Origin of the sequence: Providencia sp. PROV189, from assembly GCF_028480065.1 — a bacterium.
Lineage (GTDB): Bacteria > Pseudomonadota > Gammaproteobacteria > Enterobacterales > Enterobacteriaceae > Providencia > Providencia stuartii.
On sequence record NZ_JAMPOG010000004.1, the window covers coordinates 140,373 to 155,481 of the forward strand.

General features: G+C 42.9%; 15 protein-coding genes and 1 other annotated feature. Of the genes, 12 read left to right on the forward strand and 3 right to left on the reverse strand.

Annotated features, from left to right (window positions below):
• The first annotated feature begins 234 nt into the window (after positions 1-234).
• Positions 235-363 (forward strand) — a sequence feature (His leader region).
• Positions 364-404: 41 nt separating this feature from the next.
• The 10 genes from hisG (at position 405) to PR833_RS03015 (ending at position 8,618) form a co-directional block, all read left to right on the forward strand.
• Positions 405-1,304 (forward strand): ATP phosphoribosyltransferase, encoded by a 900-nt coding sequence (gene hisG / locus PR833_RS02970; RefSeq protein WP_004918014.1) that lies wholly within the window; start codon positions 405-407, stop codon positions 1,302-1,304.
• 5 nt (positions 1,305-1,309) lie between these two features.
• Entirely contained in the window at positions 1,310-2,620 is a 1,311-nt protein-coding gene (hisD, locus tag PR833_RS02975; protein WP_272525869.1) for a histidinol dehydrogenase, read from the forward strand.
• Positions 2,621-2,629: 9 nt separating this feature from the next.
• Entirely contained in the window at positions 2,630-3,700 is a 1,071-nt protein-coding gene (hisC, locus tag PR833_RS02980; RefSeq protein ID WP_004918010.1) for a histidinol-phosphate transaminase, read from the forward strand.
• Positions 3,701-3,721: 21 nt separating this feature from the next.
• Positions 3,722-4,789, forward strand: a complete 1,068-nt coding sequence (hisB, locus tag PR833_RS02985; RefSeq protein ID WP_004918009.1) for a bifunctional histidinol-phosphatase/imidazoleglycerol-phosphate dehydratase HisB — start codon at positions 3,722-3,724, stop codon at positions 4,787-4,789.
• Complete coding sequence (hisH, locus tag PR833_RS02990) at positions 4,789-5,382, forward strand: imidazole glycerol phosphate synthase subunit HisH (RefSeq protein WP_004918008.1); 594 nt, start codon at positions 4,789-4,791, stop codon at positions 5,380-5,382. The genes hisB and hisH overlap by 1 nt, the downstream gene beginning before the upstream one ends.
• Positions 5,383-5,387: 5 nt before the next feature.
• On the forward strand, positions 5,388-6,125 hold the full coding sequence (gene hisA, locus PR833_RS02995; protein WP_272525870.1) for a 1-(5-phosphoribosyl)-5-[(5-phosphoribosylamino)methylideneamino]imidazole-4-carboxamide isomerase: 738 nt from the start codon (positions 5,388-5,390) through the stop codon (positions 6,123-6,125).
• The gene (gene hisF / locus PR833_RS03000; RefSeq protein ID WP_004918004.1) at positions 6,107-6,883 is read left to right on the forward strand and encodes an imidazole glycerol phosphate synthase subunit HisF; all 777 of its coding nucleotides are present in this window, start codon (positions 6,107-6,109) and stop codon (positions 6,881-6,883) included. The genes hisA and hisF overlap by 19 nt, the downstream gene beginning before the upstream one ends.
• Positions 6,877-7,488, forward strand: coding sequence for a bifunctional phosphoribosyl-AMP cyclohydrolase/phosphoribosyl-ATP diphosphatase HisIE (gene hisIE / locus PR833_RS03005; RefSeq protein ID WP_004918003.1), 612 nt, complete (start codon positions 6,877-6,879; stop codon positions 7,486-7,488). Before hisF ends, hisIE begins: the two co-directional genes overlap by 7 nt.
• Positions 7,489-7,853: 365 nt before the next feature.
• Positions 7,854-8,285: a YbaK/EbsC family protein gene (locus tag PR833_RS03010; RefSeq protein ID WP_223854886.1), complete on the forward strand. Its 432-nt coding sequence runs from the start codon at positions 7,854-7,856 to the stop codon at positions 8,283-8,285.
• Positions 8,286-8,375: 90 nt separating this feature from the next.
• Complete coding sequence (locus tag PR833_RS03015) at positions 8,376-8,618, forward strand: glycine zipper domain-containing protein (RefSeq protein WP_014657814.1); 243 nt, start codon at positions 8,376-8,378, stop codon at positions 8,616-8,618.
• A gap of 53 nt (positions 8,619-8,671) precedes the next feature.
• On the opposite strand, the gene PR833_RS03020 is transcribed toward PR833_RS03015, so the two are convergent.
• The gene (locus PR833_RS03020; protein ID WP_036943574.1) at positions 8,672-9,307 is read right to left on the reverse strand and encodes a CatB-related O-acetyltransferase; all 636 of its coding nucleotides are present in this window, start codon (positions 9,305-9,307) and stop codon (positions 8,672-8,674) included.
• Positions 9,308-9,427: 120 nt separating this feature from the next.
• Complete coding sequence (locus PR833_RS03025) at positions 9,428-10,618, reverse strand: multidrug effflux MFS transporter (protein WP_014657812.1); 1,191 nt, start codon at positions 10,616-10,618, stop codon at positions 9,428-9,430.
• Between the two features lie 703 nt (positions 10,619-11,321).
• Here PR833_RS03025 and PR833_RS03030 point away from each other — a divergent pair.
• Positions 11,322-11,606 carry an Imm53 family immunity protein gene (locus PR833_RS03030; protein ID WP_004917993.1) on the forward strand — a complete coding sequence of 95 codons (285 nt, stop codon included), beginning with the start codon at positions 11,322-11,324 and terminating at the stop codon, positions 11,604-11,606.
• Positions 11,607-11,742: 136 nt separating this feature from the next.
• Here the strand turns inward: PR833_RS03030 and gndA are convergent, their stop codons facing one another.
• Positions 11,743-13,149, reverse strand: coding sequence for an NADP-dependent phosphogluconate dehydrogenase (gndA, locus tag PR833_RS03035; protein WP_014657811.1), 1,407 nt, complete (start codon positions 13,147-13,149; stop codon positions 11,743-11,745).
• A 244-nt stretch (positions 13,150-13,393) separates the two neighbouring features.
• On the opposite strand from gndA, the gene PR833_RS03040 reads away from it, so the two are divergent.
• Positions 13,394-14,968, forward strand: a complete 1,575-nt coding sequence (locus tag PR833_RS03040) for a TerC family protein (RefSeq protein WP_004917989.1) — start codon at positions 13,394-13,396, stop codon at positions 14,966-14,968.
• The last annotated feature ends 141 nt before the right edge of the window (positions 14,969-15,109 follow it).

Sequence of the window (15,109 nt, forward strand, 5' to 3'; positions counted from 1 at the left end):
ACATACCGACAATAACTTAATTCTGCTTAGCTTATCGAAAAACCTTTTAACTTCCGAATATATTATTCAGGCGATTATTCACTATAAAACGGCACTATCCAATTATTATCGATTATTTTTAAAAAAAGAGTTGCATTCTAGTGATGAAATCGGATAGGTTGATGAGTAGTGAATGTTTAAGCAACTAACAATATTATTATCGGAAGCTATTATGACTCGTATTTCTCGCAACCATCATCATCACCATCATCCTGATTAGTCTTTCGGGCGATGTGTGCTGGAAGACGTTCAATAACTCTTCCGGTGGCTGAAATGCGAAATAGAGAAAACCCTCGGAAGAATATCTTCCGAGGGTTTTTTTATTATTAATCAAAAATATATTACAGAATAAGCAGGGTAAAATTATGTTGGATAAATCACGGTTAAGAATTGCTATTCAAAAATCAGGTCGTTTAAGTGAAGACTCACGAGAACTGCTTGCCCGCTGCGGAATTAAAATCAATTTACAACAGCAGCGATTGATTGCTTATGCAGAAAATATGCCTATTGATTTACTTCGTGTACGCGATGACGATATCCCAGGGCTAGTTATGGATGGTGTCGTTGACCTTGGTATCATTGGTGAAAACGTCCTTGAAGAGGAGCTATTAAGCCGCCGTGCTCAAGGCGATAATCCCGCTTATAAGACACTGCGTCGCCTTGATTTTGGTGCTTGTCGCTTATCATTAGCCGCGCCTCTTGACTTTAACTACACAGGTGCAGAGTGCTTAAATGGCTCTCGTATTGCCACCTCTTACCCGAACTTATTAAAACGTTACTTCGATGAAAAAGGCATTCAATTTAAATCTTGTTTATTAAACGGCTCTGTCGAAGTCGCCCCTCGGGCAGGTCTTGCCGATGCTATCTGTGACCTTGTTTCAACAGGGGCAACATTAGAGGCCAACGGCCTAAAAGAAGTCGAAGTGATTTATCGTTCTAAAGCTTGTTTGATCCAACGAGACGGGGAAATTTCAGCAGACAAGCAGCAACTGATTGATCGCATGATGACACGCATTCAAGGTGTTATCCAAGCCCGCGAATCCAAATACATTATGCTACACGCTCCAAGTGAGCGCTTAGAAGAGATTATCGCATTACTGCCGGGTGCAGAGCGCCCTACTTTGTTGCCTTTAGCGGGAGATAAAAACCGTGTTGCAATGCACATGGTCAGCAGTGAAACCCTGTTCTGGGAAACCATGGAAAAACTCAAGGCATTAGGCGCAAGCTCCATTTTGGTTCTACCGATTGAAAAAATGATGGAGTAATACCGATGGAAATGGGATTTAATCAACCGATTCGCTGGTCATCATGTCATGCTAATGAACAAAAAGCGCTACTGACACGCCCTGCCATCGCTGCGTCTACAAACATTAGCGCTGCTGTCACCCAGATCATTGAACAGGTCAAAGCCCGCGGTGATAGTGCATTAATCGAATTTAGCCAACGTTTTGATAAAACAGCTATTTCAACTATTCGTGTTTCACAAGATGCCGTTGAACAAGCCGCAACACGCCTTGATGACAACATCAAAATTGCGATGCAAACGGCCATCGGCAATATCCGTCGTTTTCATGAGGCTCAGAAACCGGCGGCTATTCAAGTTGAAACTCAACCTGGGGTTGTGTGCCAACAAATTACACGCCCGATCGATTCCGTGGGTCTCTATATTCCTGGAGGCTCGGCCCCCCTTCTCTCAACGGTAATGATGTTAGGCACACCCGCAAATATTGCAGGCTGCCGGCAAGTGATCCTTTGCTCACCGCCACCTATTGCAGATGAAATACTCTATGCCGCTAAATTGTGCGGTATTACCGATATTTTCCAAGTTGGGGGAGCACAAGCAATTGCCGCTATGGCATTTGGAACCGAAAGTATTCCCGCCGTTGATAAAATTTTTGGCCCGGGCAATGCCTACGTGACAGAGGCCAAACGCCAAGTCAGCCAAGATCACGAAGGGGCCGCAATTGATATGCCAGCGGGGCCATCAGAAGTGTTAGTCATTGCTGACAGCCAAGCCAACCCTGCTTTTACAGCGGCGGATCTATTATCGCAAGCAGAGCATGGCCCTGATTCACAAGTCATATTGTTAACCGACAGCCAAACATTTGCTCAACGTGTTATTGATGAAACGGAAAAACAGCTTGCAGAGCTATCACGTGCTGATATTGCAAGAGCAGCATTGAGTGCCAGTCGTGTCATTATTGCTGATTCCATTGCACAGTGCATTGAAATAAGTAACCGCTACGGTCCAGAACATTTAATTCTACAAACACGTAATGCCGACGAATTAGTCGAAAACATCACCAGTGCGGGATCGATTTTTGTTGGTGACTGGTCACCTGAATCCGCGGGAGATTATGCATCTGGAACTAACCACGTGTTGCCGACTTACGGTTATACATCAACCTATTCAAGTCTTGGCCTTGCTGATTTTATGAAACGTATGACAGTGCAAAAACTCTCGCCTCAAGGGCTTCTAGGGTTAGCGACTACCATTGAAACGTTAGCGCAAGCAGAAAGCCTAACGGCTCACAAAAATGCCGTGACCTTACGTGTCACTGAACTGAACAAACAAAAATAGGAGTGAGTGATGAGCGAAACCTTTAAAGCCGCTAGCCTTGCACGTAACAATGTCAAAGAGATGACACCCTATATGTCTGCTCGCCGTTTAGGCGGTCGTGGTGATGTTTGGTTAAATGCGAATGAATACCCAATTGCGCCAGAGTTTCAGTTTAATGAACGTAATTTAAACCGCTATCCTGAATGCCAGCCTACCGATGTGATCCTCAATTACGCGGCGTATGCAGGGGTTTCTCCTGAGCAAGTGTTAGTTTGCCGCGGCGCTGACGAGTCAATCGAGCTGCTGATCCGGGCCTTCTGTGAACCCGGTAAAGATGCGGTGATGTTTTGTCCACCTACCTATGGCATGTACAGTGTCAGCGCTGAAACTTTTGGTATCGAACAGAAGAAGATCCCTGCTCTGCCAGACTGGTCACTCAATGTGGATGCTATTCGTGAAAACTTGAGCAACACTAAGCTGATCTATATTTGCAGCCCCAATAATCCAACCGGCAATATTATTGATAACAAGGCACTGGTTGAAGTCCTTGAAATGGCGGCAGGTCGAGCGTTAGTGGTTGTTGATGAAGCTTATATTGAATTTTGCCCTCAATATAGCGTAGCCAGTTGGCTCAACAACTACCCTAACCTAGTCGTACTGAGAACTTTATCAAAAGCATTTGCACTAGCAGGCCTGCGTTGTGGCTTCACATTAGCCGCCCCCGATGTTATTGAAGTTTTGCTAAAAGTGATCGCTCCTTATCCGCTTTCTACCCCTGTGGCGATGATAGCGGCTCAAGCGCTGAATATGGAGGGGATAGCGACCATGAAACACCGTGTTACGACAATCACCAATAACCGCATTGCGCTTTCAGAAGCTTTACAGGCATTGCCTATCGTAGAAAAGGTTTACCCAAGCGAAACTAACTATATTTTAGTGCGCTTTACTGACGGCAATAAGGTGTTTAAAGCCCTGTGGGATCAAGGCATTATTTTACGTGATCAAAGTAAACAGCCAGGACTTGCCAACTGTTTACGTATCACTATCGGCACAGAAACCGAAAATGTACGTGTTATTGACGCTATTGAAGCCCTTTGCTAAACCTGAAAATAGGAAACATTCATGAGCCAAAAAATACTTTTTATTGACCGTGACGGAACATTAATCACTGAGCCACCTACTGATTTTCAGGTCGATAGCCTAAGCAAATTAGCATTTGAAAAAGCGGTGATCCCGAGCTTACTCGCGCTCCAAAAAGCCAACTACCGTTTAGTCATGGTCACTAACCAAGATGGCTTGGGAACGGATAGCTTTCCAACGGCTGACTTTGAGCCACCTCATAATTTAATGATGCAGGTTTTTGAATCTCAGGGTATCCAATTTGATGAAGTGCTGATCTGCCCTCACAAACCTGCGGATAACTGCAACTGCCGCAAGCCAAAGTTAGGCTTAGTCGAAAATTATCTTGTTGAAGGTAAATTAGACAAAGCAAACAGCTATGTGATTGGCGACCGTGAAACCGACATCCAATTAGCTGAAAATATGGGTATTCAAGGCCTACGTTATAGCCCTGAATCACTCGATTGGGTCGCTATCACTGATAAGTTAACCAAACGCGATCGTCATGCCTTGGTCGAACGAGTCACAAAAGAGACCCATATTCGCGTCGAAGTCTGGCTTGATCGCGAAGGCGGTAGCCAAATCAACACCGGCGTTGGCTTCTTTGATCACATGCTTGACCAAATCGCGACTCACGGTGGTTTCCGTTTAAATATCGACGTTAAAGGTGACCTATTTATAGACGACCATCACACCGTTGAGGATACAGGTTTAGCCCTTGGTGAGGCACTGCGTGTTGCGCTAGGTGACAAACGTGGTATTGCACGTTTTGGCTTTGTGCTACCGATGGATGAGTGCCAAGCACGCTGTGCATTAGATATCTCAGGCCGCCCACACCTTGAATACAAAGCAGAATTTAAATACCAACGCGTTGGTGATTTGAGCACTGAAATGATCGAACACTTTTTCAGTTCACTCTCTTATGCGATGGGTTGTACGTTACACCTGAAAACTAAAGGGAAAAACGATCACCATAAAGCAGAGAGCCTATTTAAAGTGTTTGGTCGCACCTTACGCCAAGCGATCCGTGTTGAAGGGGATACTTTGCCTAGCTCGAAAGGGGTTCTCTAATGAATGTTGTGATCCTTGATACGGGGTGCGCTAATTTGTCATCGGTCGCTTACGCTGTTAAGCGTTTGGGTTACACCCCAAAAATTAGCCGTGATACTAAGACGATTTTACAGGCTGATAAAGTGTTTCTACCGGGAGTCGGCACAGCAAGTGCCGCCATGGAACAACTGAATGAGCGTGAACTCATTCCGTTAATTAAAACGCTGACTCAACCTGTTTTAGGCATCTGCTTAGGTATGCAATTAATGGGCAGTGTGAGTGAAGAAGGTAAAGAATTGATCCCATTACTGGGCCTCATTGATAGCCCGGTCCAAAAAATGGATGCTAACGGTTTGCCTGTTCCGCACAGTGGCTGGAACCAAGTTAAAGCATTAGCAGGCCACCCTTTATTCAAAGGGATCCGTGAGGATGCCTACTTCTATTTTGTGCATAGCTATTCGATGCCAATTTCAGGTAATACCCTAGCTCAAACCTTATATGGGAACCCATTTAGTAGTGCTGTCAATCAGGATAACTTTTACGGGGTTCAATTCCACCCTGAACGTTCGGGTGCCGCAGGTTCCCGTCTGATCCAAAACTTTTTGGAGATGTAATTGAGATGATCATTCCTGCTTTAGATTTAATTGATGGTAATGTTGTTCGCCTACACCAAGGAGACTATGCCAAGCAAACGGCATACGGTAATGATCCTCTCCCTCGCCTGCAACAATATGAGCAAGAAGGGGCGAAATTACTGCATTTAGTCGATTTAACGGGAGCCAAAGACCCACAAAAACGCCAAATTTCCCTACTCAAAAAATTATTAGCTGGCGTTTGTGTTCCTGTACAAGTTGGCGGTGGTATCCGCACTGAAGAAGACGTAAAAGCGCTGTTAGACGCGGGAGCGACGCGAGTGGTTATTGGCTCAACCGCGGTCAAGCAACCCGGATTAGTGAAAACTTGGTTTGAACGTTACGGCGGTGAAGCTATCGTGCTTGCTCTGGATGTTCGTATCAATCAACAAGGCGTTAAAGAAATTGCCATCAGTGGCTGGCAAGAGAATTCAAACCTTTCTCTGGAACAGGCCATTGAGATGTATCAGCCATACGGGCTAAAACACGTTTTATGTACCGATATTTCGAAAGATGGCACTTTGGCGGGTTCCAATGTCAACTTATATCGTGAAATCAGTCAAAAATACCCTGATATTGCTTTTCAAGCTTCAGGGGGTATTGGCTCTTTAGCTGATATCGCCGCTATTCCATCATCAGGAGCGGCAGGCGTGATTGTTGGCCGCGCCCTACTTGAAGGTAAATTCACTGTCGCGGAGGCAATCGCATGTTGGCAAAACGCATAATTCCTTGTCTGGATGTTCGTGATGGGCAAGTGGTTAAAGGTGTTCAATTCCGTAATCATGAAATTATTGGTGATATCGTGCCGCTCGCCCAGCGTTATGCCCAAGAAGGGGCAGATGAATTAGTTTTTTATGATATTACTGCATCATCTGACGGCCGTGTGGTCGATAAGAGTTGGGTTTCCAAAGTCGCCGAAGTCATTGATATCCCGTTTTGCGTGGCCGGTGGTATTAAAAGTGTCGAAGATGCAGCACAAATCCTGTCATTTGGCGCAGATAAAATTTCCATTAACTCACCTGCATTGTCTGATCCAACCTTAATTAGCCGTCTCGCTGAGCGCTTTGGTGTTCAATGTATTGTGGTTGGTATCGACACTTGGTTTGACCATGACAGCGGAGATTATCTGGTTTATCAATTTACTGGGGATGAAAAGCGCACCACACAAACCCGCTGGAAAACCTTAGATTGGGTTAAAGAGGTTCAACAACGCGGTGCTGGCGAAATCGTTCTAAACATGATGAACCAAGACGGTGTACGCCAAGGCTATGATCTGCTACAACTGAAAAAAGTCCGCGAAATCTGCCAAGTGCCTTTAATTGCCTCTGGTGGCGCGGGTGAAAAAGTACACTTCCTTGATGCTTTTTGCGATGCAAACGTTGATGGCGCACTTGCTGCTTCTGTGTTCCATAAGCAAATCATCAATATCGGTGAATTAAAGCAATACCTTGCAGAAAATGGAGTTCAAATTAGAGTATGTTAACCACAGAACAATGTCACCAACTTGCTTGGCAAAAAGTCGATGGGCTAATGCCTGTTGTTGTACAACACGCCACCTCTGGTGATGTACTAATGTTGGGTTATATGAACCCTGAAGCCTTACAAACCACCTTAGAGAGTGGCAAGGTCACTTTTTATTCAAGAACCAAACAGCGCCTATGGACCAAAGGGGAAACGTCTGGCCATTTTCTCAATTTGGTAGATATCTATCCAGACTGTGACAGCGATACCCTGCTCGCCTTAGTACAACCTATTGGACCAACTTGTCACAAGGGCACTGAAAGCTGTTTTGCTCCAGCCCAAAGTGATTGGGGCTTCTTATTTGAACTGGAAACCTTACTAAAATCACGTAAAACAGCAGATCCTGAAAGCTCTTACACCGCGCGTTTATATGCTAGTGGAACTAAACGTATCGCTCAAAAAGTGGGAGAAGAAGGGGTTGAGACCGCACTAGCTGCCACCGTGAATGATCGTGCTGAACTCACGAATGAAGCCGCAGATCTGATGTATCACTTGCTGGTACTCTTACAAGACCAAGATCTTGATTTAAGCACTATCATCAAACGACTGAAAGAGCGCCATCAATAATAATACGGTAGCCTGCTTAAGGTGGGCTACCCAATATAAAAAAGGTGAACTGATTATTGTTCGTCGACCTAAGCCCTCCTATTATCTTACCTATAAATGACTGTTTAGCTAATTGAGTCAATTAATTCAAGTGAAAGCCTATTTTAATAAAAATGCTATTTGGACAATGATTTCGCTATTAACTTAAAAACACGCTCATTGCTTCTTTCAATTTTCAGATAATATCCATGGTATTTAGCTTGTTATCTAATTTTGCTACTATCTCAACTGTTTATTTTTATAAAAAAGGAACCGTCGTGTCAGAAAGCCCTATTTTTATTCAATTAACCCAGTTACTTGATAAACATAATGCCAGATACCGTGTGATGGAACACCCAACCGCAGGTAAATCTGAGGAAGTCGCTAAAGTACGAGGAACCCAATTAGGTCAAGGTGCAAAAGGTCTGGTATGCCATGTCAAAGGAAATGGGATCCGCCAACATGTTTTAGCTATTCTTCCTGCGGATAAACAGGCTGATTTAAGCAAAATAGCCCATGCCATTGGCGGAACGCGAGCCTCATTAGCGAGTCCAAAAGAAGTGGATGATTTAACCCAATGTGTATTTGGCGCCATTCCTCCTTTTAGCTTCCACCCCTCGCTAAAATTAATTGCTGATCCTTATTTATTTGCCCGTTTTGAAGAATTAGCCTTTAATGCTGGCACACTTGAACGCTCAGTTATCCTCAATACCGAAGACTATCGGCGTATTGCTAATCCCACTCTAGTTAGTTTTATTCGTGATAGTGAAACAACGTAAAATAACTTGATTTTAAGTAAAATAGGTCTCGCGCTTTTATGCGGCTGCTACACTTAGTAATAACTGTTGTTCAGTATAAAGGAGAATATCATGAGTTTATTCGACAAAGCAGAAAACAGAGCAAGAGAAGCCGCTGGCACGGCGCAGCAAGCCTATGGTGAAGTCACCGACTCTACAGAACATCAAATTAAAGGTGCCGTTAAAAAATGTGCGGCTCAAGGCTGTGATACCTTAAATTCCGCTGTGGATAGCGTAAAAAGCCATCCACTTGCCGCAGCCACTATCGCTGCCGGAGTCGGCTTTATATTTGGTTACTTAGCCAGCAAGAAGTAAATTTATATATGCGATAAAGGGAATGACATATCATCATTCCCTATCGGTCATTGTTATGATTTGTTTTGATATTCCAACAATGCCGCTTTTAATGCGGCCAAATCAGAATGACATAAATGAGGTTTTAACGCATTGAATTGCTCTTCAGGCCAATCATAAATTCTCAATGCGAGCAGCTCACTAATAATTTCAGGCGAAAAACGGTATCCAATCTGTTTCGCTGGATTGCCCCCAACAATGCTATATGGCGCCACATTTTTTACCACAACACTATTGGCGGCAATAACAGCGCCTTCACCGATATGAACGCCGGGCATGATGAATGCTCGCATACCAATCCATGCGCCATCACCAATTATCGTATCTCCCTTCCCTACATAGGCTTCATTAATATGCTCAATAAAAGGATACAGGCAAAACCAGTCCATTCGATGAGTGTGATTTCCTCCCATCAAAATCACGGCTTCACTGCCGATACAGACATAATCGCCAATATAGAGTTGATCGACTTGCCAAGGAAGTTGCCAGTCACGACTCCCTTCATCTCCTTGTAGGTAACGAACAACGGAGGCTTCAAAGCCATTATCCCAACAGTCACTGTAATAACTGTGACGCCCTTTAATATGGATATTGGGGTTTTGGACAACTTCGTGTAATAGTTGATATTTTGACCAATGCTTTTGATTCATGGTAACAATCCTCGTCGTAAAATTATTATTACCATAGAACGCTGTCTATGGTGATGTATTCGCGCTCAAAAACACATCACCTTTAGCAACCCTTGGCTGTTTTAATAAGGGATTTATCATTTATGCTGCCTCATTCTGTGCGGCTAATTTTAAGCTGACATTCCTTGCCACCAGCGCAATGATACAGCCTAACAACATTAAAATAGCTAGCGCCCACTTTGCTGGTAAGAAGGCATTAATCGCCAATAAACTTAACCCCGCACCAACCGCCATTTGAATAAACCCGACCAGTGCAGAGGCTGTTCCAGCCTCTTTTTCAAAAGGTTCTAACGCGTAACTGGTTGCGGTTCCCATCATAAAAGCGAGTCCTGTACAGGCACAAGCAACAGGTAACATATAGACTAACCAATGGTTTTGTAACGCATAGGGCAGTAACATTAAGCCTAATACGAGGCCTAAACACCCGATCCCCATAAATAAGCTACCTGCTTTTAAGCAATTAGGGCGACCAATTTTCGGGATATAGTGGTTAGCAATATAGCTAGCAAACATGATCCAAAAACCATTTGCCCCAAACACAAGCGAAAATTCTAGCGGGGTTAGCTTTGAATCCCCCATTAACACGCTCGGTGCAAAGGAGACATAAGTCAGTACCATTCCCATACTACCCGCATTAACCAATGCAAAAATCATAAAATACTTATTACGCAAAATGTGCAGATAATGGTTAAGTTGCAGTTTTTTCACATGTTGCAAACTTGCAGGGCGAGTTTCAGGTAAAAAAGCTATCACCAATACTAAGAGCAGTAATGCATAGAGGGCAAGGAACCAAAAAGGTGCGCGCCATCCCCAATATTCTGCCAAAAAGCCACCTAATAGCGGAGCAAGCGCTGGCACAATGTTTAATGTGCCATTCAGGAAGCCAAATGCACGCGCCGCTTCTGTACCATTTAAACGGTCTCGCACCCCACTAAAAGCAACTACACCTGTGCAGCAGACCGCGACACCTTGCAGCACTCGCGCAGCAATAAAGATCTCCACCGCAGTTGATAATGCTGCAACTGTCGACCCGATGATATAAATTAAGATCCCTATGATGGCGATAGGTTTACGTCCATATCGATCAATTAAAGGCCCTGAGACCAACTGCCCTATACCAAAAATTAAAATAAACAGCGCGATTGTTGATTGTATCAGTGACTCTGGGGAGCCAAGGGCAATCGCAATAGCAGGGATTGTCGGTAAATATAGGTCAATCGCCAGTGGGCTAAGTAGTACGAGTAACAGTAACAGGACAAGGAACTTTCGCATAAATAGAATTCTTAGTGAACAATCATCAAATGATCAATCTAGGCTTTGCAGTGAAGCTTTCTCAGCCTAATAATAAAAATGAACTGATAATTCTATCAGTAGAATCAATCAAAGCGATACCCGATTTTCTTGTCCGAATATCTTTCAGCATAAAAAACTCACCGTTAAGTAAATTTAACGCTTGAATGCAGAGTACAGATGCTCTGTTAGGCAGCTTATGATCCTCTAACTATCACTAAGTAAACGAGTATTTTAGACTAAGCGAATGAACAGCGTCGTATCAGTCACTCCCCGCAACGTAATAGCCAATTGATGAATACCAGTTCATTTTTTATAGTGTTATTAGTTATGATTTGTTATTCAAAACTCTTCTCTTGCGGATCCATCAGGTAAATAATCGCTATGTATTATTCCTAGTCGAAGCCTATTTTCTCACCCTATCGTAGGGTAAGCTCACTTCAATAAAAATAGTATTATCATCAATTCAATAAGGCGATATTCTCGAGTAATGGCAATCCATGAAGTCACACCATAATTTGCATAAGCCTTCTATTCCCCTTACGCTGTCTCTTGCGAGTTCTTGTCTAATTTGTTTTAGCTGACAACCCCAGTTGATTTACCTACATTTATGACATTATCAACTTTGAGTTCTGACGAGTATTAGCGTAATAAGAGAGCGAACTGAGAAATAAATACTTAAAAAATGAATAATAATCTAATTACTCAATTACAAAATTGGTATAAATCTCAATGCGATGGAATTTGGGAGCATGAATATGGATTAGACATCAGTACGTTAGACAATCCAGGCTGGCGAGTTCATATTAATGGTGAGAGTGGAAAAAATAAATCGAACCTTATTGTTAATAATAGCAATGATGATTGGTTAAATATCATTACAACTGATAAAGAATTTAAAGGCTATGGAAGCCCACAAAATTTAAATATCATCTTAGATTACGCTATTAAATGGCTTAATGGGTCATAACAGTATATCTCCTTCAGCCTAGCATAATGTTTTTAATATTCATGACTTCCCCTGCCTAATAGGGGGAGTTGTATGCATAAAAAAAGGGGCTGGATCACCAGCACCCTTCACTTATGTAACTCATTGTTTTAATGAATTACTCCATCCATTCGGTATGAAATACGCCTTCTTTATCAGTACGTTTATAAGTATGAGCACCGAAATAATCGCGCTGCGCCTGAATTAAGTTAGCAGGCAATACCGCTGAACGATAGCTATCATAATAAGAAATTGCGGCTGAGAATGTGGGTGTTGGAATACCGTTTTGTACACCATAACAAACCACATCACGTAACGCTTGCTGATATTCATCTGCGATTTGCTTAAAGTATGGCGCTAATAACAAGTTCGCAATCTGTGCGTTTTCATTGTAGGCATCTGTAATCTTTTGCAAGAACTGAGCACGAATAATACAACCAGCACGGAAAATCTTCGCGATTTCACCGTAGTTAAGATCCCAGTTATATTCGTCAGAAGCCGCTTTTAATTGCTGGAAGCCTTGAGCATAAGAGACGATTTTACCTAGGTATAACGCACGGCGTACTTTTTCGATAAACTGTTTTTTATCACCTTCAACCGCTTTTAATGCCGGACCAGTTAACACTTTAGAAGCAGCAACACGTTGATCTTTTAGGAAAGAGATATAACGTGCGAATACCGATTCAGTGATAAGTGTTACTGGAATACCTAAATCTAAAGAGCTTTGGCTAGTCCACTTACCTGTGCCCTTGTTTGCCGCTTCATCCAAAATAACATCAACAAGATATTTGCCATCTTCATCTTTTTTCTTAAAGATATCAGCGGTGATTTCAATCAGATAGCTACTTAGTTCACCTTGGTTCCAATCTGCAAAAATCTCTGCAAGCGCTTCATTGCTTAGGTTTAAAGCACCTTTTAATAATGAATAGGCCTCAGCGATAAGTTGCATATCACCATATTCAATACCATTGTGAACCATTTTAACATAATGACCAGCACCATCTGGGCCAATATAAGTCACGCAAGGCTCACCTTCTGCTTTAGCGGCGATTTCTTTTAGAATTGGTGCAACCAGTTCATAAGCCTCTTTTTGTCCACCCGGCATGATCGATGGGCCTTTTAGTGCACCCTCTTCACCACCAGAAACCCCTGTACCGATAAAGTTAAAGCCTTGCTCTGATAGCTCGCGATTACGACGGATTGTGTCTTTATATAGCGTATTGCCACCATCAATCAGGATATCGCCTTTGTCCAAATGCGGAGTCAATGCAGCAATCGTTTTATCTGTCGCTTCACCTGCTTTCACCATTAGCAGGATACGGCGTGGTTTTTCCAGAGAGTCGACAAACTCTTCAATAGTGTAGCTGGGAACTAATTTTTTCCCTGGATTTTCAGCAATAACTTCATCCGTTTTATCTTTAGAACGGTTGAAAATAGAGACGGAATAACCACGGCTTTCAATATTCAGCGCAAGGTTGCGCCCCATGACAGCCATACCGACAACGCCAATCTGTTGCTTTGACATGAAAAACTCCTGTCTGATTAGGACCTAAGCCAGCATTTTACTTGCTGGCAATTCTGTTAACAGGATCACATGTTAACTCAGGTTTGTTCTGGTGGGTAGTTATTGATGCAATCGATGACGCAAACGGAATATTATTTGTAGATTATCGTCTCATTAACGTGAATTTTTATTGAAATTTGAGTAAACAAACCGCATTATTCACCAGTCGGCATATGCCGTCATATCAGAAGGTAAAACAAACTGTATGGAATGGATCGCAGATCCTTCGATTTGGGCGGGGCTTGCCACCCTTATCGTTCTAGAAATCGTTCTTGGTATTGATAACCTCGTCTTTATTGCCATTTTGGCAGATAAGCTTCCGCAAAAATTGCGTGATAGGGCTCGTGTAACGGGTCTGATGCTAGCACTAGTGATGCGAGTCATTCTGCTATTTAGCTTGTCTTGGCTAATCACGCTCACCAAGCCTTTAATTACACTATTCGATCATCCATTTAGTGCCAGAGATCTGATCATGTTGGTCGGCGGTCTCTTTTTGCTATTTAAGGCAACAATGGAGCTTAATGAACGGCTAGAAGGTGGGGATGAACACGCGCATACCCAGCGGAAAACATCGAATTTCTGGGCTGTTGTGGCACAAATCATCGTCCTTGATGCAGTTTTCTCACTCGATTCGGTAATTACCGCCGTTGGGATGGTTGACCATATTGGTGTTATGGTTGCTGCTGTGACGATTGCCATGATGTTGATGATATGGGCAAGTAAGCCACTAACTGGTTTTGTTAACAACCACCCTACTATCGTTATCCTGTGTCTCAGTTTCTTGTTGATGATAGGCTTTAGCTTGGTTGCTGAAGGCTTCGGTTACTCGATACCGAAAGGCTATCTATATGCTGCGATTGGTTTCTCTATCATGATTGAAGTCTTAAATCAGTTCGCACAATTTAACCGTCGCAAATTCCTAAAAGGTAGTCGCCCATTACGTGAGCGCACAGCAGAAGCGGTGCTACGTATTCTAAGCGGTAACCATGAACGTGCGGAATTGGATGCTCATACATCGGACTTGATAGCGGATAACCAATCTGTTTTTGATCCACAAGAGCGTCAAATGATTGCCCGAGTTTTGGGAATGGCGGAACGTAATGTCGAAAGTATCATGACATCACGCCATGATGTGGAATATTTAGATATCAATAAATCAGCCAGTGAATTACTACAATTGCTGGAAAAAAATCCGCATTCACGCTTTGTGGTGATTGATGAGAACATCAGTGATGAGCCTGTTGGTGTTATCCATGTGCTTGATTTAGTTAAACAGCAGCTCAGTGGTCAACCTCTTGATTTACGTGCTCTTATTACTCAACCCCTGATCTTCCCTGAAGGCCTTTCGCTGCTAAAAGCGCTAGAGCAGTTCCGTAAAGCTCAAACACACTTTGCCTTTGTTGTCGATGAGTTTGGTACTGTTGAGGGTGTCGTCACCTTAACCGATGTAATGGAAACCATTGCTGGTAACTTACCAGATGGGGAAGAAGAAAATGATTCGCGTCATGACATCCAAAAGTTGGAGGATGGTCACTGGATTGCCAATGGTTTTATGCCATTAGAAGACCTGATCTTATTTGTTCCAATGGAATTGGATGAAAAACGTGAATACGAAACCATTGCAGGCCTATTGATGGAACATCTTCAACGTGTTCCTGAAGAAGGTGAACAAATTGAGGTGAACGGTTGTATTTTCCAACCGCTTGAGGTCAAGAACCACCGTATTAGCAAGGTGCTGATTATTCCACCTAAACAGCCTGAAGAAGATGAAGAAGAGTAATTAAGCTTCATTTAGAACCATACCGGCCAGTGAGCCGGTATTTTTTTACATAAATATTTAAAGTTGCTTTATCCGATGTCTTAAAACACAAAAATGGTAGCGTTTTTTAAAAGAATTAATTATTGAGTTGTTCAATAATTT